The organism is Streptomyces griseoluteus, assembly GCF_004784465.1.
GTDB lineage: Bacteria > Actinomycetota > Actinomycetes > Streptomycetales > Streptomycetaceae > Streptomyces > Streptomyces griseoluteus.
On sequence record NZ_SRRU01000008.1, the window covers coordinates 153,524 to 176,386 of the forward strand.

General features: G+C 71.6%; 18 protein-coding genes and 1 pseudogene. 10 read left to right on the plus strand and 9 right to left on the minus strand.

The features are described from left to right. Positions 1–18: 18 nt before the first annotated feature. From E5082_RS22125 to E5082_RS33745, 7 genes and pseudogenes are all read right to left on the minus strand, one after another. Positions 19–2,835 carry a SpoIIE family protein phosphatase gene (locus tag E5082_RS22125; protein ID WP_135792990.1) on the minus strand — a complete coding sequence of 939 codons (2,817 nt, stop codon included), beginning with the start codon at positions 2,833–2,835 and terminating at the stop codon, positions 19–21. Positions 2,836–3,238: 403 nt separating this feature from the next. After that, the gene (locus tag E5082_RS22130) at positions 3,239–3,679 is read right to left on the minus strand and encodes a hypothetical protein (protein ID WP_135792991.1); all 441 of its coding nucleotides are present in this window, start codon (positions 3,677–3,679) and stop codon (positions 3,239–3,241) included. Positions 3,680–3,723: 44 nt separating this feature from the next. Continuing rightward, positions 3,724–4,800, minus strand: coding sequence for a hypothetical protein (locus E5082_RS32680; protein ID WP_190045205.1), 1,077 nt, complete (start codon positions 4,798–4,800; stop codon positions 3,724–3,726). Beyond that, positions 4,797–6,815, minus strand: coding sequence for a P-loop NTPase family protein (locus tag E5082_RS22145; RefSeq protein ID WP_135792992.1), 2,019 nt, complete (start codon positions 6,813–6,815; stop codon positions 4,797–4,799). Before E5082_RS22145 ends, E5082_RS32680 begins: the two co-directional genes overlap by 4 nt. Continuing rightward, the gene (locus E5082_RS22150) at positions 6,812–7,570 is read right to left on the minus strand and encodes a toll/interleukin-1 receptor domain-containing protein (protein ID WP_135792993.1); all 759 of its coding nucleotides are present in this window, start codon (positions 7,568–7,570) and stop codon (positions 6,812–6,814) included. Before E5082_RS22150 ends, E5082_RS22145 begins: the two co-directional genes overlap by 4 nt. A gap of 13 nt (positions 7,571–7,583) precedes the next feature. Continuing rightward, positions 7,584–8,876 carry a helix-turn-helix domain-containing protein gene (locus E5082_RS22155; protein ID WP_190045206.1) on the minus strand — a complete coding sequence of 431 codons (1,293 nt, stop codon included), beginning with the start codon at positions 8,874–8,876 and terminating at the stop codon, positions 7,584–7,586. 155 nt (positions 8,877–9,031) lie between these two features. Further along, a pseudogene (locus E5082_RS33745) lies at positions 9,032–9,280 on the minus strand (IS5/IS1182 family transposase); the annotation flags it as partial. A gap of 374 nt (positions 9,281–9,654) precedes the next feature. Between E5082_RS33745 and E5082_RS22165 the strand changes: the two are divergent. The 5 genes from E5082_RS22165 to E5082_RS22185 all read left to right on the plus strand — a co-directional run bounded on the left by E5082_RS22165 (position 9,655) and on the right by E5082_RS22185 (position 12,251). Beyond that, the gene (locus E5082_RS22165; RefSeq protein ID WP_135792996.1) at positions 9,655–10,017 is read left to right on the plus strand and encodes a hypothetical protein; all 363 of its coding nucleotides are present in this window, start codon (positions 9,655–9,657) and stop codon (positions 10,015–10,017) included. Then, complete coding sequence (locus E5082_RS22170) at positions 10,014–10,673, plus strand: nucleotidyl transferase AbiEii/AbiGii toxin family protein (protein ID WP_135792997.1); 660 nt, start codon at positions 10,014–10,016, stop codon at positions 10,671–10,673. Before E5082_RS22165 ends, E5082_RS22170 begins: the two co-directional genes overlap by 4 nt. A gap of 269 nt (positions 10,674–10,942) precedes the next feature. Beyond that, positions 10,943–11,359 (plus strand): short-chain fatty acyl-CoA regulator family protein, encoded by a 417-nt coding sequence (locus E5082_RS22175; RefSeq protein ID WP_229918753.1) that lies wholly within the window; start codon positions 10,943–10,945, stop codon positions 11,357–11,359. A gap of 111 nt (positions 11,360–11,470) precedes the next feature. Continuing rightward, on the plus strand, positions 11,471–11,890 hold the full coding sequence (gene panD / locus E5082_RS22180; RefSeq protein WP_135792998.1) for an aspartate 1-decarboxylase: 420 nt from the start codon (positions 11,471–11,473) through the stop codon (positions 11,888–11,890). Between the two features lie 31 nt (positions 11,891–11,921). Next, complete coding sequence (locus E5082_RS22185; protein ID WP_135792999.1) at positions 11,922–12,251, plus strand: GNAT family N-acetyltransferase; 330 nt, start codon at positions 11,922–11,924, stop codon at positions 12,249–12,251. Between the two features lie 716 nt (positions 12,252–12,967). Here the strand turns inward: E5082_RS22185 and gndA are convergent. Next, the gene (gndA, locus tag E5082_RS22195; RefSeq protein WP_135793001.1) at positions 12,968–14,407 is read right to left on the minus strand and encodes an NADP-dependent phosphogluconate dehydrogenase; all 1,440 of its coding nucleotides are present in this window, start codon (positions 14,405–14,407) and stop codon (positions 12,968–12,970) included. 284 nt (positions 14,408–14,691) lie between these two features. Here gndA and E5082_RS22200 point away from each other — a divergent pair, with 284 nt between their 5' ends. Then, on the plus strand, positions 14,692–15,885 hold the full coding sequence (locus E5082_RS22200) for a transglycosylase family protein (protein ID WP_135793002.1): 1,194 nt from the start codon (positions 14,692–14,694) through the stop codon (positions 15,883–15,885). 3 nt (positions 15,886–15,888) lie between these two features. Here the strand turns inward: E5082_RS22200 and E5082_RS22205 are convergent, their stop codons facing one another. Then, positions 15,889–16,899 (minus strand): DMT family transporter, encoded by a 1,011-nt coding sequence (locus E5082_RS22205; RefSeq protein ID WP_167514119.1) that lies wholly within the window; start codon positions 16,897–16,899, stop codon positions 15,889–15,891. A gap of 203 nt (positions 16,900–17,102) precedes the next feature. Here E5082_RS22205 and E5082_RS22210 point away from each other — a divergent pair, with 203 nt between their 5' ends. The 4 genes from E5082_RS22210 to E5082_RS22225 all read left to right on the plus strand — a co-directional run bounded on the left by E5082_RS22210 (position 17,103) and on the right by E5082_RS22225 (position 22,747). Next, positions 17,103–17,840: a (2Fe-2S)-binding protein gene (locus E5082_RS22210; RefSeq protein WP_135793003.1), complete on the plus strand. Its 738-nt coding sequence runs from the start codon at positions 17,103–17,105 to the stop codon at positions 17,838–17,840. A 40-nt stretch (positions 17,841–17,880) separates the two neighbouring features. Then, the gene (gene glgA / locus E5082_RS22215; protein WP_135793004.1) at positions 17,881–19,032 is read left to right on the plus strand and encodes a glycogen synthase; all 1,152 of its coding nucleotides are present in this window, start codon (positions 17,881–17,883) and stop codon (positions 19,030–19,032) included. Between the two features lie 51 nt (positions 19,033–19,083). Beyond that, a complete protein-coding gene (gene glgC, locus E5082_RS22220) occupies positions 19,084–20,304 on the plus strand; it encodes a glucose-1-phosphate adenylyltransferase (RefSeq protein WP_135793005.1) in 1,221 nt (406 codons plus the stop codon). 124 nt (positions 20,305–20,428) lie between these two features. After that, positions 20,429–22,747: a GH92 family glycosyl hydrolase gene (locus E5082_RS22225; protein ID WP_135793006.1), complete on the plus strand. Its 2,319-nt coding sequence runs from the start codon at positions 20,429–20,431 to the stop codon at positions 22,745–22,747. Positions 22,748–22,863 lie beyond the last annotated feature (116 nt).

Sequence of the window (22,863 nt, forward strand, 5' to 3'; positions counted from 1 at the left end):
CCGCCGGTCGACGTCGGCTCACAAACCGGGATCATCGAACTGGCCGAGGTCGAACTGGTCGAGAAGGAAGTCGACCGGTGCGGGGCCCGAGGCGGCGGATTCGCTGTCGTGAAGAGGCTGCTCCGTCCAGATGACCTTGCCGCGGGTCGTGTACCGCGTTCCCCACCGCTGCGCGAACTGCGCCACCAGAAACAGCCCCCGCCCGCCTTCGTCCGTGGTCTCCGCCCGCCGAAGGCGCGGCGAGGTACCGCTGCCGTCCGAGACCTCGCAGATCAGACAGCGTCCGTGCAACAGCCGCACGCCGACCGGTGGCGAGCCGTACCGGATCGCGTTCGTGACCAACTCGCTGACGATCAGCTCTGTGGCGAATCCGGTCTCCTCCAGCCCCCACTCCCGCAACGTCTCCCTGCAGCGCGCCCGCACCGAGGGCACCACCGCCGGATCGGGCGGCACGTCCCACTCGGCCACGCACGAGGGCGGGAACATCCGGGTACGTGCCGTCAGCAGCGCGATGTCGTCGGAGGGGTGTGAGGGCTTCAGCGCGTCGATCACCGCCTGACACGTCTCCTCCGGAGTGCGTTTCCCGGACCCGTCCAAAGCCCGGCGCAGCCGCTCCACCCCGACGTCGAAGTCGTGGGTGCGGTTCTCCACCAGGCCGTCGGTGTACAGCACCAGTTGGGAACCCTCCGGCAGGGACACCTCGACGCTCTCGAAGGGGTAGCCGCCCAGACCGAGGGGCGCCGAGACCGGCACACCGAGGCAGGTGACCGTCCCGTCCGGGCGCACCACCACCGGTTCCGGGTGTCCCGCACGGGCCATCGTGCAGGTTCCCGCCACCGGGTCGTAAACCGCGTACAGACAGGTCGCTCCGGTCACCTCCTCCCCTTCCTGGCCATCCACGGCATCACCCATGTTCTTCTCGTTGTCCATGCGCACGACCAGGTCGTCCAGGTTCCCGAGCACCTCGTCCACGGGCAGGTCCAGGGTGGAGAAGTTGTGCACAGCGGTGCGCAGCCGGCCCATCGTCGCCGCCGCGTGCAGCCCGTGACCGACGACGTCACCCATCACCAGGGCCACGCGCGCGCCCGGAAGCGGGATGACGTCGAACCAGTCCCCGCCCACCCCCGCCTCCGAGGGCAGATACCGCCAGGCCACCTCCAGCGCGTCCTGCTCAGGCTGTCCACGCGGCAGCAGACTGCGCTGCAGCGCCACCGCCATCGTGTGCTCCCGGGTGAACCGCCGCGCGTTGTCGATGGCTACCGCCGCCCGTACGGCCAGTTCCTCCGCGAAGGCGAGATCCTCCGGCTCGAACGCGGGGGAATCCGCCATCCGGTAGAAGTTCGCCACGCCCAGCGGTATGCCCCGCGCCCGCAGCGGCACGGCCACCAGCGACCGCAGCCCGCCCTCCAGGGCCTTCCAGGCGCGCTCCGGGTCCTGTTCCCACCAGCCTTCTGACCGGCGCAGGTCCGTCTCCAGTAGCCCCCGTCCCTCCTGCAGGGTCCGCATCTGCGGGGTGCGGGGCGAGAACGCGATCACTTCGTCCAGCGGATATACCGGTATCGACCGCGGTTCGCCGCCGATCGCCGCCCGGCGCAGATGCCGCCAGCCCTCCGCCGTCGGCTCCCACCCCCGCAGCACCGTGTCGAGCAGATCCACCGTCACGAGGTCGGCGAACTGTGGCGCCGCCACGTCGGCCAGCTCCTGGGCCGTACGCCTCACATCCAGCGTCGTCCCGATCCGCACCCCCGCCTCGTACAGCAGCTTCAGCCGCTCCCGCGAGACCTCGGCCCGACCCGAGATCTCCGCCAGCTCCGTGGTGTCCCGGAGGGTCACCACGCTGCCTCCCCGGTCGCCCTGCGGGTACGTCGGCCGTTTGTTCACCGCCAGCAGTCGGTCCCCCGCGCGAACCACCTCGTCGGTGACCTCCTCCCGCGACGACAGCAGGCTCACGACCGGCTCCGGCAGTCCCAACTCCCGCACCGAGCGCCCCCGCACGTCAGCCGGCAGTCCGAGAAGCCGCGTCGCCTCGTCGTTCGCCAACAGCAGCCGTCCGTCGGCGTCGGTGATCAGCACCCCTTCCCGCACGGCGTGCAGGACCGCGTCGTGGTGCTCGTACAGCTGTGCCAGCTCCACCGGAGCCAGGCCGTAGGTCTGCCGCCGCAGCCGCCGGGACACCAGCGTCATTCCCGTGATGGCCAGCGCCAGCGCGACCGCGCCGCTGGCCAAGATGATCGGCAGCTGCGGCAGCCACAGCCCCGCCGCGTTCTTGACCGTGATTCCGGCGGAGACCAGGCCGACCACCTTGCCGCGCGAGTCGGTCACCGGGACCACCGCCTGCACGGCCGTCCCCCGGCCCGCGGGAACAGGCGGCCCACCGACCTGCTCGACAACGGTACGGCCCTTCAGCGCCGGTGCGATATCGCCGACGAACTTCTTCCCGATCTCCCGCGGATAGGGGTACGTGTAACGAATCCCCTTCGTGCTCAGGACGACGATGAAATCCATGCCTGTGCGCTTGCGCGCCGCCTCGGCCCGCGGCTGGAGCACCGCTGAGGGGTTTCGGCTCTGCAGTGCCGCGGCCACGCCAGGGGCACTCGCGAACGACTGGGCCGCGACGACCGACTCCCGTCGCCCTTGCTGCAGAGCGTCACTCGCCGCCTGGAGCACCATGCCCACCACCGCGGCCACCACCAGCAGGACCACGATGACGACCTGGAGGAGGAACACCTGACCGGCCGCACTGCGCAGGTCGATCCGGCGAGCGCGACCGTTGCGCGAGCGTCCGACGGGCGGATGACGTCCCGGGCCCGGAGGGCGTCCGGAGAATGCCTCCATACACCCTTGATAACACCACTTCGGGCAAGAAGACGCAGATCGAATCCGTCACGCGGCTGCCGCTCGCAGCAGCAGACGGCGTCGGTGCGGGAAGGAACGAGCTGAGCGGGAGCAAGGCGTCGAGACCAGATGCCCGTCGGCGCGGCAGGCGTGGGTGGGCGGCTGACCGCCCCGGCTGCGGCGGTGATGTGCTGCGCGGCGAGCCGTGCGCCCTCGTTCCCGGCCGACCCCGTGGTGATTGCGTTCCTGGAAACCGGGCCGGTTCGCGGTCGGCGGCATCGTAGGCCCGACTCGGCAGGGGCCAGGAGCCTTCCGCCGGCGGAGCGCAAGATCAGCATCAGACCGGACGGTACTCGGCTTGCTGACCTGCACCGCGGCAGGAGCCTGCTGCCCCGCCCTGCGACTATTCCCGGCGGGGGGACGGATCTGGCGGGAAGGCCAGGCCGGTGACGGTGCCGGCCTGGACGATCGGGCCGTGCTGGGTGCCGCCGGAGACGGTGTTGTGCACCGTTGCTGTGCGGCCCGCTGCGGCCGCCAGTCGGCGCAGCGACGCCCCGAGAGCACTTAGTTCCTCGCCGGTGAGCACCCCGGCTTCCACCAGCCCGCAGAGACGAGTCTGCCACTCGGCCGCGATGCCGGACGCGGCGCGCTCGTCCGCCGTGGTGCCCGTGAGGAGCAGCCGCGCACGCGCGTCGTCCAGGCCGGTGATCGCGACGGTGTCCGCGCCCGCACGTGCCAGGAACCGGCCCATCAGTGCGCGGGCGTGAGTCCAGGAATCGGTGACCATGAGGGAGACCAGGGTGGTGGCCCCCGATGCCGCCATCGCGGCCAGTTCTGCGTCCATCGCGTCCTCCTGGATGCGCAGGGATGAAATGTCCCGATCGACGGTCAGACCGTGTCGGCCGGCGGCCCGGGGTCGGGCGCCGGTTCCGCTCCGGTCTCGGGAGCGGGAGGTCTCGGCGGATCGAATCGGCGTAGGAGGTCCTCCGCTGTCTCATGGCGGTTGTGCTGCTCGACGAGCTGCGAGAACTGTCGGGCCAGCATCGCCCGCCGGTCGTCGTCCTCCGTGAAGCCCATAGCTTCGAAGAACCCCGACAGGTGGTCTGCAGCCGAGGGCTCACGGGCTGGGAGATCGGCAGACTCCGTGCCGATGTCCGGCGTACAGGGTCCTCCTGGCCGGTTCGGCAGCATCTCGAGCAGGCGCTCGGGGACGTCGGTGTCGTTGGCAGCGGAGGTCAGCTGCGCCAGCAAGGGGAGGTCGGCCACGGTCTTCGCCACGTGCTCGTCGTTCCTGGTGAGCCACCACACGACGGCGCTGCCGGTGTCCTTGAGGGCGTCCTCGCCCAGATACCGGCGCTTGCTCTGCTCGTACTTGCGCTGGTGCTCCCAGACCGCCTCGTCCTTGCGCACGCCGGCGAGCCGATCCAGACGCTCCTGGTCCTCGTCGGGCAACGTGAGGTTGATGTCCTCGGCCATCGCCCGGAGGTGGCCCGTGGAATCCGGGCACATGCGGCTGAGGGCGCCACCGAGTTCGTGCTGAAGGAGCGAGGCGTGGCCGGGTTCCCGCTTCTCGGCAATCGCGCGGGCCCGGCTGAGGACCGCGTCGACGGCGAGGCCGGCCGGGTTGACGACCGTGCCGCGCCCCGGACCGTCGGCGAAGCACCACCGTACGGTCGCCGAGAAGACGAAGTGGTAGTCGTCCCAGAGGCTCGGGAGCGCGACTCGGTTGACGCGGTACTCGGTTCGCTCCACTGGGGCAGCCGTGAGCTGCTCCTCGAAGCTGACCGGCACCGGGCCGCGGCGCTGCGAGGCCACCCGGAACGTCACCGTGGGCAGCACCAGAAGAAGCGCGGCCAGCACCGGCCAGGTCCAGCCGGGCCATCGCTGCACCAAGCCGACGATGGTCAGCAGCAGGCCGCACATAACAGTGAGGAACACGGTCGTCGTCTTGCGTGCGGTCGTCATGATCGCCCCCTTCTGGCCGATGCCGACGGGGCGGCAGGACCGAGGTTCTGTGCCACGCCGATCTTGTGGAGCAACAGGTCGGTCGTCTCGGTGGAGTGGGCGCCGACGCCCGGAGAAGCGAACTCCGCCTGGCGTGCGGACGCGTACAACGCGGCGAACGCCGCGCCCCGGTCCTCCCCGCATCGGTCGGCGGCAGCGACCATCAGGTCGAGGAGGACCTCCCCCCGGTCACCGGCGCCCTCGGCCGTCCAGTGCAGCCAGCTCTGTATCTCTGCCCGTGGTGCCACGCGTCGGCCTTCCGGCCGCGACACCGCGTGGGTCAGCACGGCACGCCAGCACGTGATCAGCGAGCGTCGTACCCTGTCCTCGTCGACCAGAGCGCGAGTGGTGACGGAGCGGTCCGTGAGCGGCTCCGGATCGCTGACGCGCAGAAAGATGGCCAGGTCGGTTGGTGCGAGGTCGCCGCGTGCCAGCCGGTCGAGCAGCCTTCGACGTAGCCGTCGGCTGCCGGCCACCAGGTCGCACAGGGCCTGCAGCGCATGGGCCGCGCCGCGCTCGCGCCGGGCGAGATGGTGCAGCCGGATCAGGGCGTGGTCCGGATGGTCCAGCGCGAGGACGTCGGCACAGACCTGGACCAGCACCTGGGCGAACTCACCGGTCAGCCGGCGGTACGCGCACCACTGGTAGATCCGCTCACGGAAGTCCCTGCCATGGGCGGGGTCCGCGAGACCGCAGGTGAGCGCCTGGACCGCGGCCTCCGACCGGGCTCTGCCCGCTCCCTGTGCGCCCCACCGTTCGGCGAGCGCGGCGAGCGTGTCGGGCCGCCCGGTTCGCAGATACTCACCCGCCAGCCGGGCCACCACTCCGTCGCGGACGTCCGGCACGAGATGCGGGTCGCTCGACTCGACGACCCGCGCGGCCCACGCGCCGAGGTGCGGCCGCAGGTCGGGCATGTGGTCCCAGAAGTGGGCGCGGACGGCGGAGTCGTAGTCCAGCTCGGTGAACCGCACGCGACCGTCCGGCCCAGGGCGGGCCGAGATCTCCGACAGCCGCTGGGCGAGGTCCTTGCGCTGGAGGAGCGGAGTCTCCTCCTCAGGGGCCCCGACCGTGCTCAGCAGAAGTGCGGCCGCCCAGTGGACGACGTCGGCGTGCGCGCCGTTGAGCATGGACACGGCGACCATCAGGGCGCGTTGGGAGGCGTCGGGTAAACCGGCGACGCGGTCGGCGACTTCGGCGCGGCGCCCGGCGCGCGCACGTTTCGCGGCCGCGCACCACTCGGGGAATCCCTCGCCGGGCCCGGCCGTTTCGCGGGCACGGCGTATGCGGTCGGCGAAGTCGGCGATCTCCCGCATGGGTTTGCGTTCGCTCAGGAACTCGTCGACAGTGACGTCGTTCCGGAGAAACTGCTCGCACGGCACGCCGTGGGCGCGCAGGTGTCGTCTGAGAACCTCCATGGGGAAAGCTGGCGGTCCGGTCTCGACACGGAAGTGCTGCAGGTCGGGATCGAGGGTCCCTTCGTGCGGCATGACGACGACGAGATGGGCTCGCCGCTCGCGCACCGTCTGGCGCAGGGCGGGAAGGCCGACCCGGGCCGCATGCCACAGACCGGCCTCCGCGGTGGACAGGTCGAGCAGCAGCCGGTCACCCGGGTCGACGAAAGCCGGGTCGTCGTACAGCGGCAGCTCGTCCCGCTCGGCGGGCAGGAGCTCGCGGAAGGCACCGTCGGGACGGTGGTGTTCGCGCAACAGTACGCGAGCCGTGGCCGAGCGGCCGCTGCCGGGAGCACCGTCGAGGATGACGGTGCCCGTCTCCTCGAGCGTGTTGCGTGCCCTTCCCATGTTGACCGGAGCGACTAACACCCTTCGGATCCAGCGCAGTTGATCATCGGGAAGCTGCCGGAAGACCGGCTTTCGGGGTTTGTCGGCAGCGGAACCGAGGTTGACGTAGATGTGGCCGTCGCCCGTGTGGGTGACGCCCCGCGTGCTCTCGACCCGGGTGGTGTGTTCTCTGCTCACTGTCGGTCGTCCTGGGGCCGCTCCGGATCCCCGAACCGCTGGTGGACGTCCCCGTGGTGGTCGCCCTCGGTGTACGTCGTCCCGGTGCCCGAGATGTAGCGGTCGCCCGACACATGGCGTGAGTTGTTGTAGATGCTGCCGCTGCCCGTGTGGACCGTGCCGTGGGAGTTCTTCACGATCGTGCCGCCGACGTCACCGCTGAAGTCGCCCGCTTGGACGGACGTTCCACTCACGTCCCCGATCGAGTTGTGCACGCTGGTCGACGCCGGCGACGGCTCGCCGGGCTCGATCAGGTCCCGCAGCTCGGGCACCAGCTCGGCGACCAGATCACCGATACGCCGGACGCCGGCCTCGGTGTCGTGAGTGCTGTCGAACGGTAGGGACTGCAGATCGGCGAGCCGCGCCAGCTCGGGGGGCATGGCCGATTTGTTCAGTCGGTCGGTCTTGCGGCCGTCCAGCACGGGAACGACGATGAGCCCGCACTCGAACGCGGCCTCGATCTCCTTGCGCACCCAGTCGTCGGGATCTTGCAACCGACTGCGGAAGTTCGTCCAGTCCGGTCCTACGACGGCCAGCAGCACGCAGCTGTGGCGTAACGCGGTCAGGAGAACCTCGGGGTAGGCGTCCCCTGGGGTGATGGACCTGGACGCGCGGAAAACGCGGTCCTGGCCGAAGCGACGTGACAGCTCCTGGTCGAGGAGGGCCGCGGTCCGCTCGCCGTCGCCGGTGCGGTAGTTGATGAACACGTGGGGCATGCCAGTGACTCCTTCAGATGGTGGAGGGGCGCGACAACGTGCCGAGTCGCGGTCCCAGCTGGCGTACGGAGGAATGGTTCGCGTGGCGCGCCAGGGCGCGGGCGAGCCGTCTCAGGTCGGTCGTGACCGTGGCGGAACCCACGGCCTCCACTCCGTCGAGCAGGGGCGCCGCCAGGTCGCAGGCGTGGTCGATCTCGCCGGCCGACGCGTAGGCGAGTGCGCGGCGGACGCCGTACCTGACCTGGGTGCGAACCGCGTCCCCGCCGACCAGGGCGAGTTGTCGGTCCAGTTCCTCGCTCGCCTCCCGCGGCTGCCCGAGATCGACCAGGCACCAGCCGGTGACCATGCCGACCGGATCGGGAAGGTGCATGGTGCCGATCACCGGCTCGTCGGTCCCTTCGTCCCGGAGAGAAAGAAGCGCACGCGCGCGGTCCAGCGCGTCCAGACAGGACCGGCGGTCACCCGCCAGGGCGTGGCCCTGGGCTTCGCGCTGTGCAGCGAGCCCGCGTATCCGCGGGGGCAGGGCCCTGCTCTGCGCGCGACGGGCCAGAGCGACTGTCTGCTCGGCGTCGTCCCGGTACAGCGTGATCAGGGCCCGGCGGACCAGCGCGTAACCCGCCAGTGCCCGGTCGCCGCCGGCGGCCGCCAGATCGACCGCGCGCTGCGTCCACCACAGAGCTGCCCGCTCGTCCCCGGTCTCCTGCACCAGCCAGCCGACGTATTCGGCGTACCGGGAGCCAAGGGCCAGCAGGTGGCGACGGGTGCCGCTGTCATAGTGGGCGGACAGTTCCCGCAGGGTGTGGGTCTGTGCGATCAGAACGGGCAGGAGTAGACCGGGCGCCACCGTCTGGCCGAGTCTGCGGTAGTGGGTGAACAGCGAGCGGGAGGCTTCCACCATTTCCGCGCCCGCGGCCGGCGAGGCCGGGCCCGCGCTGTCCGACCGCCACGCCAGCAGCGAAGCGGCACCGGCGCCTAGGGCATCCCGTCGACTCAAGGGCTGGAAGGTGTTCGGGCCGTCCGGCGACAATTGCATGATCCAGTCCTCCTCGTGGACAAAGCCTGGCGCCGGATCGACGGGCGGGTCGGTGGTCTCTGGTACGAGCAGGGACAGCAGGGCCCCGCCGGCCCCGAGGGCGGCGTCACACAGGCGGCCGAGGTCACGGCTGGGGGTCTTCAGGCCCCGCTCCACCTTGCTCAACTGCGCCTTGCTGTAGTGCACGGAGCCCGACAGGGCAGTGAGGCTGAGCCCTGCTTCCAGACGCCGCTTCCTCAACTCCTCGCCGAACCCGGTGGACGGCTGTGGCACGGAAACCTCCAACCCCTCCCGCCATCGGCCGAGTCGGCGCTGCACGTAGCGTGCGGCAGTCTGGCCGGGGCGGACAAGACGATCGATGCTGTTTCCCGTTTCCTTCTCCGACATGGGAACGCGACATGCGCGGCAGGGAGGACTGGAGAAACGGACTATCTGGAAGTCGTGCCGAAAATGGAGGCGATCGTGCGCTCGACCCCCCACCGGAAGACGTCCAGGCCACTGCTCTGGTCCTCGCCCCGCTCGGCGATCACCGGTGTGATGCCGAGAGCCCGCACAAGACGGCGGTACTCGTGATGGTCGTAGCCGCGGTCCGTGAGCAGGGCATCAGGCCGTTGGCACGGGCGGCCGCCCGGCCCCGCTACCCGCGGGATCCTGCCGAGCAGAGGCGGCAACCGGGTGACGTCGCCAACGGTTACCGCCGGTCAGCGACATCGCGAGCGGGATGCCCTGACCGTCGCCCGCCGGGTGCCCTCTCGTCCATTGCGCCGGCGCCATGGGCCTCCTCGGGACCGTCGTCATTCCCGACGCCGAGACGGAAGCGGCAGCCGACTCCATTGCGGCGGTCCTCCGCGTGACCTGCTGTGCCACGATCACCCGCGCCCGCGAGCGGGGCTGGTCCTAGGTCGGCAGGGCAGCCGGTTGCTACGCCACCGGGGGCTGTACGGGTAGGTCATGATGAGCGTCCGAGGGAGGGGCGGGCGGCGCCCGACCCGTACGACAGAAGAGCCCTGTATCCGCCATGCCGCCGCCTCCCAGCAGCGATACTGGATGCATGGACCCGACGATCACCGCTCCCCGCGCCGAGGTGCTGCGGGACCGCTACCGCAGCCGACTGCCCGAGCGTTTGCAGGAGCTGGCCGGCCCCGTCGAGGGCAACGTGGAGCTGCCGCTCCACGTCGTCTGGTCCGGGCGGACGAGCTACAGCCTGGACCGTCCGAAGTCCCGCATGACGCTCTACCGGACTGTCCTCGCCGAAGGACTGCAGGAGGACCTGGTGGCCCTCCTGCACCACCGGCTGCTCACCGAGCAGTGGTCCGTCCTGCGGCGCTTGGTCAGTCCCTACATCCGCGAGGTCTGGGAGGACGCCTTCCCTGAGCTGCTCCGCACCGCTCCGGCCGACACGACCGCCGCGTGAAGCTCACTCCGCTCCACGAGCGTCTCCTCGCCGACATCCTCGACCTCGGCTCCCCCTACCCTCTGGTCCTCACCGGCGGATACGCCGTGCAGGCCCACGGCCTGGTCGAACGCTTCAGCCGCGACCTCGACGTCGCCACCGAGAACCCCGCTCCGATGCGGGAGATCGTCGCCTCACTCACAGCAGGTCTCAGCGCGCGCGGATGGCGGACCACGCACGTCCAGACCGATCCGCTCAGCGGCCGTTTCCTCGTCACCGATCCGGACACCGGCGAGGAATGCGAGGTCGACGTCCTCAAGGAGGCGTTCTGGGCCCCTCCCGCTCAGACCCCCTACGGCCCTGTTCTTTCCCTCGATGACGTGATCGGCACCAAGGTCCGTGCCCTCGCCGACCGCGGCACCGTCCGTGACCTCATCGACGTCCAAGCCGCCTCCCGCCACCGCTCCACCGCCGACCTCGAATCCCTGGGCCGCCGTCGTGCCCACGACGAGTTCAGCCTTGAAGACCTCAGGGACCGGCTTATCGGCGCGGACTGGTACGAGGATGAGGACTACACCGCGTACGGGCTCACCTCCCGGCAGATCGAAGAACTCAAGGCGTGGGCACTGGAGTGGGCGGAGGATCTGGGTGCGCGGATCCATGACGGGAATGCCTGAAAGGGCAATTGGCCTACTTGAATCGCCCGTGGCTTCCAGGACTGCTGACGCCCGCCATCAGGAACCTCCGGCGTCTGGGCCTCCGAAGACGAACGTGCCCTTGTCCAGGACCTTTCGGCTGCTTCCCCATTGGCTGCGGTGAACCGGCCGTGCGGCAGCGGCATTCCCAGAACCGTTGCCAACTCAACCAGATGAGCGGCCTTCTGGACGGAGGTGGGCGCGGCACCCGCGGGCACGTGGACGCCGCCTGCACGGTGCGGTTGGTCGGCATGGTCTCGACGCACACGTCAGAGCCCGGGCTATCGACCGATCAGGGCCCGACCGCCCACCCAGCCGCCCCTGGCCGCAGCCACGTCCAGATCGCCGAAAGGCCCGAGGAACATCGCTACTTGTGGGCCGGGCGTGCCCTCACCCGGCACCGCGGCGGCTGGGGCGAACCCGGAAAGACCTTCGCCATCGGCCTCGGCTGGGAGATCCACCGGTCCCCACCGCCTCATCTACGCCGACGGCCTCGCAACGATGTCTCCGCCGCCACCCACGTCGGCATGGGCTGCCGCGCCTGCGAACGCCGAGACTGCCCCCAGCGTGCCGAATCACCTCTCGGCCGCCCGCTGCGGAGCGGCCAGGACCTGGCCGCTCTCGTCTTCTCGCGCGGCATCAGAAAAGTCGGCAACGGGTCAGTGTGAGTCCTCGAACACCTGGCGACAGCTGACCGGACATGCGAAACGAGGTAATCTCCGAAGACCGCCCTTGACCTGCAATAGCAGGCAGGGAGCAGACGAATCGGGAGTTTCTTCGTGTTTCGTACAATGTTCAAGTCCAAGATCCACCGTGCCACCGTCACCCAGGCCGACCTGCACTACGTGGGATCGGTGACCATCGACGCCGAGCTGCTGGAGGCGGCCGATCTGCTGCCCGGTGAGCTGGTGCACATCGTGGACATCACCAACGGCGCCCGGCTGGAGACCTACGTCATCGAGGGCGAGCGCGGGTCCGGCGTGATCGGGATCAACGGGGCGGCCGCGCATCTCGTGCAGCCCGGTGATCTGGTGATCATCATCAGTTACGCTCAGGTCTCCGATGCCGAGGCGCGCGAGCTGAAGCCCAGGGTCGTGCACGTGGACGCGGGGAACCGGATCGTGGCCCTCGGCTCCGACGCGTCCGAGCCGGTGCCCGGTTCCGACCAGCAGCGCAGTCCGCAGGCCGTTTCGGCCTGAGGGTGGACGACGACCAGGAGCGTGCGTGCCCATGAGCGGTGTGGAGATTCGTGACGACCGGACGGCGGGCCGGCTCGAGGCCGTCGCCGGGGGCGAAGTCGTCGGGCACATCGAGTACTTCGTGCTCGACTCGCCCGCGCGCGCCCTGGTTCCCGTCCACACCCTCGTGGAGCCCGCCCACGAGGGCAAGGGCATCGCGGGGGCGCTCGCCCGGGAGCTGTACGCGCTCGCCGGGCGGGAGGGCGTGCCCGTCGTGCCGCTGTGTCCGTACGTCGCCGCCTGGGCCGAGCGGCATCCCGACGAGGCGCCTGCCGCCGATCCCGCGCTGGTCGCCGCCGCGAAGGAGCGGGTGCGCCGCTGATCGCGGGGGAGTGGAGCGGGACCCGGCGGGTAGTCGGGAGGTGGTCACCACGAAGTCCGGCGACCGCACGGAGGCAGTCATGACCCAGCCGAATCCCGACCCAGTCCCCCCGGCGCCCGGCCCCACCCCACCGGACCCGTACCCCACGCCGGTACCACCCCCGGACCCGGCCCCCGAGCCCACACCTCCGGCACCGGGCCCCCCGCCTCCGGCCCCCGGCCCGGTCCCGCCCGGCCCCTCCCCGTCGCCCATCCCACCGGGCCCGGAGCCCGTGCCGAGCCCGGAGCCGGGACCCCCGCTGAGCCACTGAGGGATAGGAGGCGGACGTCGATCGGGACCGACGGCCGGGCTCTCCCGCTCGCTCGGGCGAACAACCGGAGCCGCGACGGCTGGGGGAGGCCCCGGCCCGTCGCGGCTCCGCCACGCATGCGTCGTCACCAGGACGACTCGCCCCCCGCCACGCATCCGCAGTGGCCACGGCAAGAGCGCCCGCGCTAGTAGGGGGTGGCTCGTCGGCCCAGTTCCCCCCCGCCGGTTCCCAGCCCGGTCGCCTGCGTCGGCCCCCCGCGCCTCGCGGAGGCGCACGGTCCCCGTACGGCAGCGGCGCGGCTCCTGCCCGGAGCCGCGCCGCCTGTCCTCCCAGCGAGGCGCCCCGCCCAGGCCGGTGAACCGTACCCCAGCCCCAGCCGGACAACCTGCGCCGATCCGCCGGAGGCCTACGCCGAGACCTCCTCGCGCCCCCCGCCCCACAGCGTGTGGAAGGACCCCTCCTTGTCCACCCGCCGGTAGGTGTGCGCGCCGAAGTAGTCCCGCTGGCCCTGGGTCAGAGCCGCCGGCAGGCGGTCCGCGCGGAGGGCGTCGTAATACGCGAGCGCCGCCGAGAAACCGGGGGCCGGGACCCCCTGGCGGGTCGCGGCGACCAGGACCTCGCGCCAGTCGTCCTGCGCGTCGGCGATCTCGCGGGCGAAGGTCTCGTCCGAGAGGAGGCTCGGCAGATCGGGACGCGCGTCGTACGCCGCCCGGATGCGGTCGAGGAAGGCAGCCCGGATGATGCAGCCCCCGCGCCAGATCGCGGCGATCTCACCGAGGTCGATGTCCCAGTCGTACTCCGCGCTGCCGGCCGCGATCTCGTGGAAGCCCTGGGTGTAGGAGACGATCTTGGAGGCGTACAGCGCCTGTTCCACCTTGTCCGCGAAGGCGGCGGCCTCCTCCTTGCTCAGCGGAGTCGGCTTCGGCCCCGCGAGGTCCCGTGAAGCCTCCCGCAGCGCCGCGTGGCCCGACAGCGACCGCGCGAAGACTGCCTCAGCGATGCCGGACACCGGCACGCCGAGGTCGAGCGCGATCTGCACCGTCCAGCGCCCGGTGCCCTTCTGCTCCGCCTGGTCGACCACCACGTCCACGAACGGCTCGCCGGTCTCCGCGTCCACGTGGGACAGCACCTCGGCGGTGATCTCGATCAGGTAGGAGTCCAGTCGCCCCTGGTTCCAGGTGCGGAAGATGTCCGCGATCTCGGCGGGCGAGTACCCGGCGACATCGCGCAGCAACTGGTAGGCCTCGCCGATGAGTTGCATGTCGGCGTACTCGATGCCGTTGTGCACCATCTTCACGAAGTGCCCGGCGCCGTCGGGGCCCACGTGCGTCACGCAGGGCGCGCCGTCGTCGGCCTTCGCGGAGATCTTCTCCAGCATCGGCCCCAGCGAGTCGTACGACTCGACCGAGCCGCCCGGCATGATGCTCGGCCCGTGCAGCGCGCCCTCCTCGCCGCCGGAGATGCCGGTGCCGACGAAGTGGATGCCCTGTCCGCGCAGCTCCCGCTCGCGGCGCCGGGTGTCCGCGAAGTGCGCGTTGCCCCCGTCGATGATCATGTCGCCGGGCTCCAGCAGCGGCGCGAACTCCTCGATCACCGCGTCCGTCGGCTCACCCGCCTTCACCATGATCACCAGGCGGCGCGGGCGCTCCAGCGCCGCCACGAACTCCTTGGCGGTCTCGGCCGGGACGAACTCGCCCTCGTCCCCGAACTCCTCGACCAGCTCGCGCGTCTTCGACGCCGTGCGGTTGTGGACGGCGACCGTATAGCCGTTGCGCGCGAAGTTCCGGGCGAGATTGCGGCCCATGACCGCCAGGCCCGTGACGCCGATCTGCGCGTGATTGCTCATACCGCCTGCTCCCTAGCTGCGTCGTTGCTGCGGCTCCGTCGGTGGGGGCCCTGCGGCCCATCCTGTCGCGCCGCCCCGGCGAGCGCACATCCGGCTCGCCAGGCATGGGTACGGACGCAGTACCCCTGTCGGCTCACTTCACGGGGTACCGGAAAGCCGCGACCTCAACCAACGCCCGTCTCCGGCCACTTGAACGCATGACAGGCCGGATTCCGCTCTTGTCCTGGCCTGTTCCCGGCGCTTACTTTTGCCCCTCCTGACGCATGTCGAGGGGATTTCGGACCATGGCCGTACGCGGCCGGCATCGCCGGTACCAGCCGAGCAGGATCAACCGCGCCTCACTCACCGTCACCGCAGGCGGCGCCGGACTCGCCATTCCGCTGGTCGCGGCGGGCACCGCGGACGCGGCGGACGCCTCCACCTGGAACAAGGTCGCGGCCTGCGAGTCCAGCGGCAACTGGAGCATCAACACCGGCAACGGCTACTTCGGCGGCCTCCAGTTCACCCGTTCCACCTGGGAGGCGTACGGCGGCACCCGGTACGCGCCCCGCGCCGACCAGGCCACGCGGGCGCAGCAGATCGCCGTCGCCGAGAAGGTCCTCGACGGCCAGGGCCCCGGCGCCTGGCCCGCCTGCGGCCCGCGCGCCGGACTCGCCCGCGGGGGGAACGCGCCCCACGTCGAGAGCGCGCCGAGCCGTCCGGCCAGATCGGCCAGGAGCCAGGCGAGACCCGCCGCCGCCCAGGACGTACGCCCGCAGACCACCCCGCAGTCCCGTGCCGGCCGCGCCGAGATGTACACCGTGGTGCGCGGCGACACGCTGTCCGGCATCGCCGGGGAGCACCGCGTGCGGGAGGGCTGGCGCGGTCTGTACGAGGACAACCGCACGGTCATCGGCGCCGATCCCGACCTGATCGTCCCCGGCCAGCGGCTCAGCCTGCACGGCGCCGCCAAGGCGCCCGTCACGGCCGCGCCCAAGCACCGGACGCAGCCGCGGAAGACCGAGAAGAAGGCCGCGCCCAAGCCGCAGCGCAAGGCCGCCACCGAGCACAAGACGTCTTCGGGCCACTCCGGCCACACCGTCGTCGCCCCGGTGCACGCCTCCATCGGCACCAGCTACCGCACGGCCGGCTCGCACTGGTCGAAGGGCTACCACACCGGCGTCGACTTCCTGGTGCCCACCGGCACCTCCGTCCATGCCATCTCCGACGGCCTGGTGGTCTCGGCCGGGTGGGGTGGTTCGTACGGCTATCAGGTCGTCGTACGGCACAGCGACGGCCGCTACTCGCAGTACGCCCACCTCTCCGCGATCTCCGTGCGGTCCGGGCAGAGCGTCGGCGCCGGCCAGCGCCTCGGCCGGTCCGGCGCGACCGGCAACGTCACCGGTCCCCACCTGCACTTCGAGGTGCGCACCGGACCCGGCTTCGGCAGCGACGTCGACCCGGTCGCCTACCTCCGGGCGCACGGCGCCCAGCTCTGACGGTCAGGCGCACAGAGGGACGTCGGGCAGGGCGCGGGGGTCGGCGGGGGTGTCCCCGCCGGCCCGTTCCCGTACGGGGTCGGCGTCCACGGACGTGAGTACCGGGGCGGCCGGGTCCACCGGCCACCTCGTACCCGGTACGCCTGCGGTCTCCGAGGGGGCGGCGGGCACCTCGGGGGCGGCCGGGCCGCCCATCCGCTCCGTCGTCAGCAGGATCAGCCCGCCGCACGTCACCACCGCGCAGCCCAGTGCCAGCAGAGTGCCCGTGGTGCCGTGACGGAAGGTCTCGCCGAACAGGACGATGCCGACGACGGCGGCCAGCACCGGGTTGACCACGGTCAGCGTGGCCAGGGGTGCGGCGAGCCCGCCGTCCCGGTAGGCCGACTGGGAGAGGAACACCCCGGCCGCCGAGAGGACGGCGATCACCGCGAGGGACGGCAGCCCGGCGAGACCGGCGCCCGCGCTCCAGTCGACGGCGACCGTCTTGGTGAACACCGACGACATACCGAACGCGGCGCCCGCGCCGGTCGCCAGCAGCACGCTGCGCACGGCCGGATGCCGGTGCGCGGCCCGTGCCGCCATCATCAGCGCGACGATCGCACCGCCCGTCACCAGCGCCAGCGCCGTCCGCTGCGCCGGGCCCAGGGAGCCCGCGTCGGAGGCACCGACCAGCGAGAGCAGGCCCGCGAGACCGGCCGTCGCCATCACCGCGCCCCGCCAGGCGGTCGCCCCTGCCCTCCGGCCGACGAACAGCGCCGCCATGGGCAGCGCGAAGACGATGGTCAGCGCGCCCAGCGGCTGGACCACGCTCAGCGGGCCGAAGGCCAGGGCCACGACATGCAGCACCCCGCCGAGGCCGTTCAGCCCCAGCGCCGCCCACCAACCCGGCCTGCGCAGCGGCGCGAACCGCTCACCGGAGCAGGAGTCCGCGACGCGCTCCTGCACGACGGCACCGCCCGCGTACGCGACGGCGGAGACGAAGGACAGCAGCACGGACAACGCGAGGGCGCTCATCTGCGGCTCCCTCGCGGCAGGCGGGCCCGGCTCAGGGCACGGTCGGCTTCCATGCCGGATACTCTGCCCGCTCACGCCCGATTGGTCGTCGTCCCTGAGCACGCGATGAGTCCTACTGCCGATGGAGTACGAATGCGCCCCACTCATCCCCAAGGCGGGTGACCGAACGTCCGTATCCCGGGGGACTGGTAGAAGTGCTGACCGTGGAACTCGATCCCGGCCTGACCGCGTTGCGCCCGCTCGGCGGCTTCTTCGTCCTGCGTACCGGCAGTCCCGCAGACCTGAGCGCACCTCCTCTCGACCAGACATACGCGGGCCGGCCGGCGGCTGTTCAGCCCGACGCCGTCGCGGACCGGGTCGCCGTGATCGCGGACCGGCTCGGCGTCCGTGAGCCCCGCGTCTGCGCCTCCCTGGCCCAGCAGGGGCTGGCCGCCCGCCTCTGGTCGGCCGCGCTCGCCTGCGCCGCGCTGTACGGCCGGGTGCCCGACCTCGACCCGCGCCTGCTGCGCTGGGACGCCGCCGCGACCGCCCCCGACGACCTCTGGCTGACCGAGGTCCGCCCGCTGCCCGGCGACCCCGGCACCCTCGCCGGCACCGTGCTCCACGCCCACCTGCGGCCCCTGGGGGAAACCCTGACCCGCCGGTACGGGGTCGCCCCCGGCCTCCTGTGGGGCAACGCCGCCTCCGCCCTCGCCGGAGCGGCACGGCAACTGGACCAGTGGGCCCGGCTCAACACCCGTCCGGATGTGGCCCACCGAGCGGCCCACCTCACCAGCGCCCTCTTCGCGCACCCCCTGTTGCGGGGCACCGGAGCCCGTTCGGGCACCGGGTTCCGCCGGCGGAGCTGCTGCCTCTACTACCGGGTCCCCGGCGGAGGCGTCTGCGGGGACTGCTGCTTCAGCCGCCCGCCGGGCTCTTCCCCGCGCGCCGCTTCTGGGTGACCATGAAGGGAACTGCCGCCGAACCCCAGGGAGTCACCGGGTGCGAGTGGGACTGCTGACGCGTGAGTACCCCCCGGACGTGTACGGCGGTGCGGGCGTCCATGTGGAGTTCCTCGCCCGCGAGCTGGCCGAGCTCGTGGACCTGGAGGTGCACTGCTGGGGCGAGGGCAGAGGCGTCGGCGTCGTACGGCACCGCCCGTGGCCCGTGCTGGACGGCTCCAACGACGCCCTGCGCACCTTCTCCGTGGACCTCTCCATGGCCGCCACCCTCCAGGGCAGCGACCTCGTCCACTCCCACACCTGGTACGCGGCTCTCGCCGGCCACCTCGCCAAGCTGCTGTACGGCATCCCGCACGTCACCACCGCGCACTCGCTGGAGCCGCTGCGCCCCTGGAAGGCCGAGCAACTGGGCGGCGGCTACGCCCTGTCGAGCTGGGCCGAGCGCACCGCGATCGAGTCGGCGGACGCCGTCATCGCCGTCTCCGGCGCCATGCGCGACGACATCCTCGCCTGCTACCCAGCGCTGGACGCGGACCGGGTGCACGTCGTGCACAACGGCATCGACACCCGCCTGTACCGACCCGACCCCGGCACCGACGCCCTGCGCCGGCACGGCATCGACCCGGAGCGGCCGTACGTGCTGTTCCTCGGCCGCATCACCCGGCAGAAGGGCGTGCCCCAACTGCTGCGCGCCGTCAGGGAGATCGGCCCGGACACCCAGGTCGTGCTCTGCGCCGGCGCCCCCGACACCCCGGAGATCGACCGGGAGTTCCGGGACCGCTTCCAGGAACTCAGCGCCGTCCGGGCCGGGGTGTTCTGGATTCCGCAGATGCTGCCGCGCGCCGAAGTCGTCCAACTCCTCACCCATGCGACCGTGTTCGTCTGCCCCTCGGTCTACGAGCCGCTCGGCATCGTCAACCTGGAGGCCATGGCCTGCGGCACCCCGGTCGTCGCCTCCCGCGTCGGCGGCATCCCGGAGGTCGTCGACCACGGCCGCACCGGCCTCCTCGTCGACACCGACGGCGACTTCGAGGGGAACCTCGCCCGCGCCCTCGACGATGTGCTCGCCGACCCGGCGGCCGCGCGGCGGATGGGTGAGGCGGGACGGGCCCGCGCGGTGGGGGAGTTCGGCTGGGACGCGGTGGCCCGGCGCACGGCGGGACTGTACGAGGAGATCCGCAAGCAGGCTTAGCCGCCGCCCACCAGGGCATCAGTGGGATCAACCAAGGGGAGGGGAGGCGCCATGCGCCGAGGAGGTCCTTCGGTTCTCGGGATCGTGCTGGCCGGCGGTGAGGGCAAGCGGCTGATGCCGCTCACCACGGACCGGGCCAAACCCGCGGTCACCTTCGGCGGCACCTACCGCCTGGTCGACTTCGTGCTGTCGAACCTGGTCAACGCCGACGTGCTGCGCGTCTGCGTGCTCACCCAGTACAAGTCGCACTCGCTGGACCGGCACATCACCACCACCTGGCGGATGTCCAGCCTGCTCGGCAACTACGTCACCCCCGTCCCCGCCCAGCAGCGCCTCGGCCCGCGCTGGTACCTCGGCAGCGCCGACGCCATCCTCCAGTCGCTCAACCTGGTCCACGACGAACAGCCCGAGTACGTAGCGGTGTTCGGTGCCGACCACGTCTACCGCATGGACCCCCGGCAGATGCTCCGCCAGCACATCGAGGGCGGCGCGGGCGTCACCGTCGCCGGAATCAGAGTGCCGCGGGCGGAGTCCTCGTCGTTCGGCGTGATCACACCGGGCTCGGACGGCCGCATGGTCCAGCGCTTCCTGGAGAAGCCCGCCGACCCGCCCGGTCTGCCCGACGACCCGAACAGCGTCTTCGCCTCCATGGGCAACTACATCTTCACCACCAAGGTCCTCATCGAGGCCCTCCAGCGGGACGCCGAGGACGAGCAGTCCGCGCACGACATGGGCGGCTCGATCCTCCCCCAGCTCACCGGCCGCGGCGAGGCCCAGCTCTACGACTTCCACGACAACCACGTCCCCGGCGAGACCACCCGCGACCAGGGCTACTGGCGGGACGTCGGCACCCTCGACGCGTACTACGAGTCCCACATGGACCTGATCGCCGAGCGGCCCGCGTTCAACCTGTACAACACCCAGTGGCCCATCTACACCCACGCCAACCAGCTCTCCCCGGCCCGGTTCAGCGCGGGCGGCATCGCCAGCGATTCCATCGTCAGCGCCGGCTGCCTGATCCGCGGCCAGGTCAGCCGCTCGGTGCTCTCACCCGGCGTACGTGTCGACCCCGGCGCGGTCGTCCAGGGCTCGGTGCTGCACGACAACGTGCGCGTCGGCCGGGGCGCGGTGGTACGGGGCGCGGTGCTGGACAAGAACGTCGAGGTCCCGCCCGGCGCGACCATCGGGGTCAACCCCGACCGCGACGCCGAGCTGTACACCGTCTCCCAGGGCGGGGTGATCGCCCTGGGCAAGGGCCAGCTCGTCACCTGACCCGCCGCCGGAAACCGGCGGACCCCGCGACGCGCCGCCCTCGAACCGTCCCGGATGCCCGAGTTCACGCCGTTCGCCCCGCACGATGCAGGCAACGACGTCGAACCAGCGGAGGTCATCCGACATGAGAGGGACCCGGCGCACCCGGCTCTGCCTGGCCGGGGTGATGGCAGCGTCCGCGCTGGCCGCCACCCCGGCCCGCGCCGCCGAACCGTCCGACGGCCACCTCACCGACCTGGTCAACCCGTTCATCGGGACCCAGAACGAGGGCAACACCTTCCCCGGCGCCGCCGTGCCGTTCGGCATGGTGCAGCTCTCCCCGGACACCGGGCACAGAACGGGCTACGACCACACCCACGACCACATCCGCGGCTTCTCCCTGCTCCACGTCTCCGGCGTCGGCTGCCGCATCGGCGGCGACCTGCCGGTGCTGCCCACCACCGGCGAGGTCACCGTCACCGACAACGCCCGCTACGCCGCCGCCTTCTCCCACGACGACGAGGAGGCGAGCCCCGGCTACTACCGCGTCGGTCTGGGCACCGGCATCCGCGCCGAACTCACCGCCACCGCCCGCACGGGCGTCCAGCGCTACACCTTCCCGGCCACCACGCAGGCCAACGTGCTGCTCAACGCCGCCCAGTCGCTGCACAAGCCGGGCGGCGCCGAGGTGGAGATCCTCGACGACCGCACCGTACGCACGAAGATCTCCGGCCACGGCTTCTGCCGGGACACCGGCCCGTACACCGTGTACACCGTCACCCGGTTCAGCCGTCCCTTCACCGCCTACGGCACCTGGGACTCCGGCGCGGTCACCGCCGGGGCGCGGACCGGGACGGGCGGGGCGTACGTCCGGTTCGACACCACGAAGGACCCCACGGTCGAGGCGACCACCGCGCTGTCGTACGTCGACGCGCGCGGCGCCGCCGCAAACCTCCGGGCCGAGGGCGCAACTTCCTTCGACCGCGTGCGCCGGCGGGCCCGCGAGGCGTGGGAGAGGCGGCTCTCGACCGTCCGGGCGCACGGCGGCGACCCGGCGCTGCGCCGCACCTTCTACTCCTCGCTGTACCGTTCGTTCCTCGCGCCCAACATCGGCAGCGACGCCGACGGCCGCTACCTGGGCTGGGACCAGAAACCGCACCACGCGCGGGGCTTCACCTACTACCAGAACTGGTCCCTGTGGGACACCTACCGCACCCAGGCCCAGCTCCTCGCCCTGCTCGCCCCGCGCGAGGCCCGCGACATGGCCCGCTCGGTGGTACGGATCGACGAGGACGGCGGCTGGCTGCCCAAGTGGGGCTACGGCCCGGTCGAGACCAACATCATGACCGGCGACCCGGTGACCCCCTTCCTCACCACCGCCTTCCACCTCGGCCTGCTGAAGGGTTTCGAGGACCGGGCCTACCGGGCCCTGAGGAAGAACGCCGACGGCGTCCCGCCCGCCGCCTATCCGGGCGTCGGCCGGGAGTCCAACGCCGAGTACCTGGCCCAGGGGTTCGCGCCGTACGTCAAGGGCCGCCCGTACGCCAAGGCCGGTGACTCCGACTACCACTTCGGCGCCTCCGTCACCCTGGAGTACGCCCTGTCCGACGCCATGCTCGCCCAGATGGCCCGCGCCCTCGGCCACCCGGACGACGCCGCCCGCTACACGGCCCGGTCCCGGAACTACCGCAACGTCTTCGACCACACGACCGGCTTCTTCCGCGCCCGCGACGCCTCCGGCACCTTCACGGGACCGGCCGACCCGGCGAAGAGCGTGGGCTTCCACGAGGGCACGTCCTGGCAGTACCAGTGGCTGGTGCCCCAGGACCTCCCCGGCATGATCGGCCTGATCGGCGGCAAGCAGGCGGCCGTACGCCGCCTGGACTCCTTCTTCGCCTACGACAAGCTCCTCGCCGACCCCGTGACGACCGCCAGCCGGGTGTGGGTGCACGGAAACGCGTACGACTACTACAACGCGGACAAGTACAACCCGCAGAACGAGCCCGACCTGATCGCGCCCTACACCTACCTCTCCACCGGCCAGCCCTGGAAGACCACCGACGTGGTGCACGCCGCGCTGACCCTGTTCACCGACACCCCGACCGGCATGACCGGCAACGACGACCTCGGCACCATGTCGGCCTGGAACGTGCTGTCGTCCATCGGCGTCTTCCCGGTCCAGCCCGGCTACGACACCTGGGGACTGTCCACCCCCGTCTTCGACCGCGTCGACCTCACCCTCGACCGCCGCTACTGGCCCACCGGCGGCCTCACCGTCACCGCCCCCGGCACCTCTGCGGCCGACCGCTACATCCAGGGCGTCCGCACCGACCGCACCGCGCACGACCGCACCTACCTGACCACCCGCGCCCTGCGCTCCCTGCGGACGCTCGCGTTCACGGTCGGCCCGCGCCCGTCCGAGTGGGGCACCGGACCCCGGGCGGCGCCCCCCGCACTCAGGTGACCTGAGGGTCTGCCGGGTCCCGCCCCTCTCCGGGGGCGGGACTTTATCCCTTGTTAACTGTGAGTGACCTGCTAGCACTTGACCGTAATCGGGGTTCGGGGATTGACTCGGACAAA

What these genes read in the sequence shown, in the direction of transcription:
- E5082_RS22125 (WP_135792990.1), bottom strand. Translation starts at nt 2,835, where the DNA reads ATGGAGGCATTCTCCGGACGCCCTCCGGGCCCGGGACGTCATCCGCCC.
- E5082_RS22130 (WP_135792991.1), bottom strand. Translation starts at nt 3,679, where the DNA reads ATGGACGCAGAACTGGCCGCGATGGCGGCATCGGGGGCCACCACCCTG.
- E5082_RS32680 (WP_190045205.1), bottom strand. Translation starts at nt 4,800, where the DNA reads ATGACGACCGCACGCAAGACGACGACCGTGTTCCTCACTGTTATGTGC.
- E5082_RS22150 (WP_135792993.1), bottom strand. Translation starts at nt 7,570, where the DNA reads ATGCCCCACGTGTTCATCAACTACCGCACCGGCGACGGCGAGCGGACC.
- E5082_RS22165 (WP_135792996.1), top strand. Translation starts at nt 9,655, where the DNA reads ATGGACCCGACGATCACCGCTCCCCGCGCCGAGGTGCTGCGGGACCGC.
- E5082_RS22175 (WP_229918753.1), top strand. Translation starts at nt 10,943, where the DNA reads ATGGTCTCGACGCACACGTCAGAGCCCGGGCTATCGACCGATCAGGGC.
- E5082_RS22185 (WP_135792999.1), top strand. Translation starts at nt 11,922, where the DNA reads ATGAGCGGTGTGGAGATTCGTGACGACCGGACGGCGGGCCGGCTCGAG.
- gndA (WP_135793001.1), bottom strand. Translation starts at nt 14,407, where the DNA reads ATGAGCAATCACGCGCAGATCGGCGTCACGGGCCTGGCGGTCATGGGC.
- E5082_RS22200 (WP_135793002.1), top strand. Translation starts at nt 14,692, where the DNA reads ATGGCCGTACGCGGCCGGCATCGCCGGTACCAGCCGAGCAGGATCAAC.
- E5082_RS22205 (WP_167514119.1), bottom strand. Translation starts at nt 16,899, where the DNA reads ATGAGCGCCCTCGCGTTGTCCGTGCTGCTGTCCTTCGTCTCCGCCGTC.
- glgC (WP_135793005.1), top strand. Translation starts at nt 19,084, where the DNA reads ATGCGCCGAGGAGGTCCTTCGGTTCTCGGGATCGTGCTGGCCGGCGGT.
- E5082_RS22225 (WP_135793006.1), top strand. Translation starts at nt 20,429, where the DNA reads ATGAGAGGGACCCGGCGCACCCGGCTCTGCCTGGCCGGGGTGATGGCA.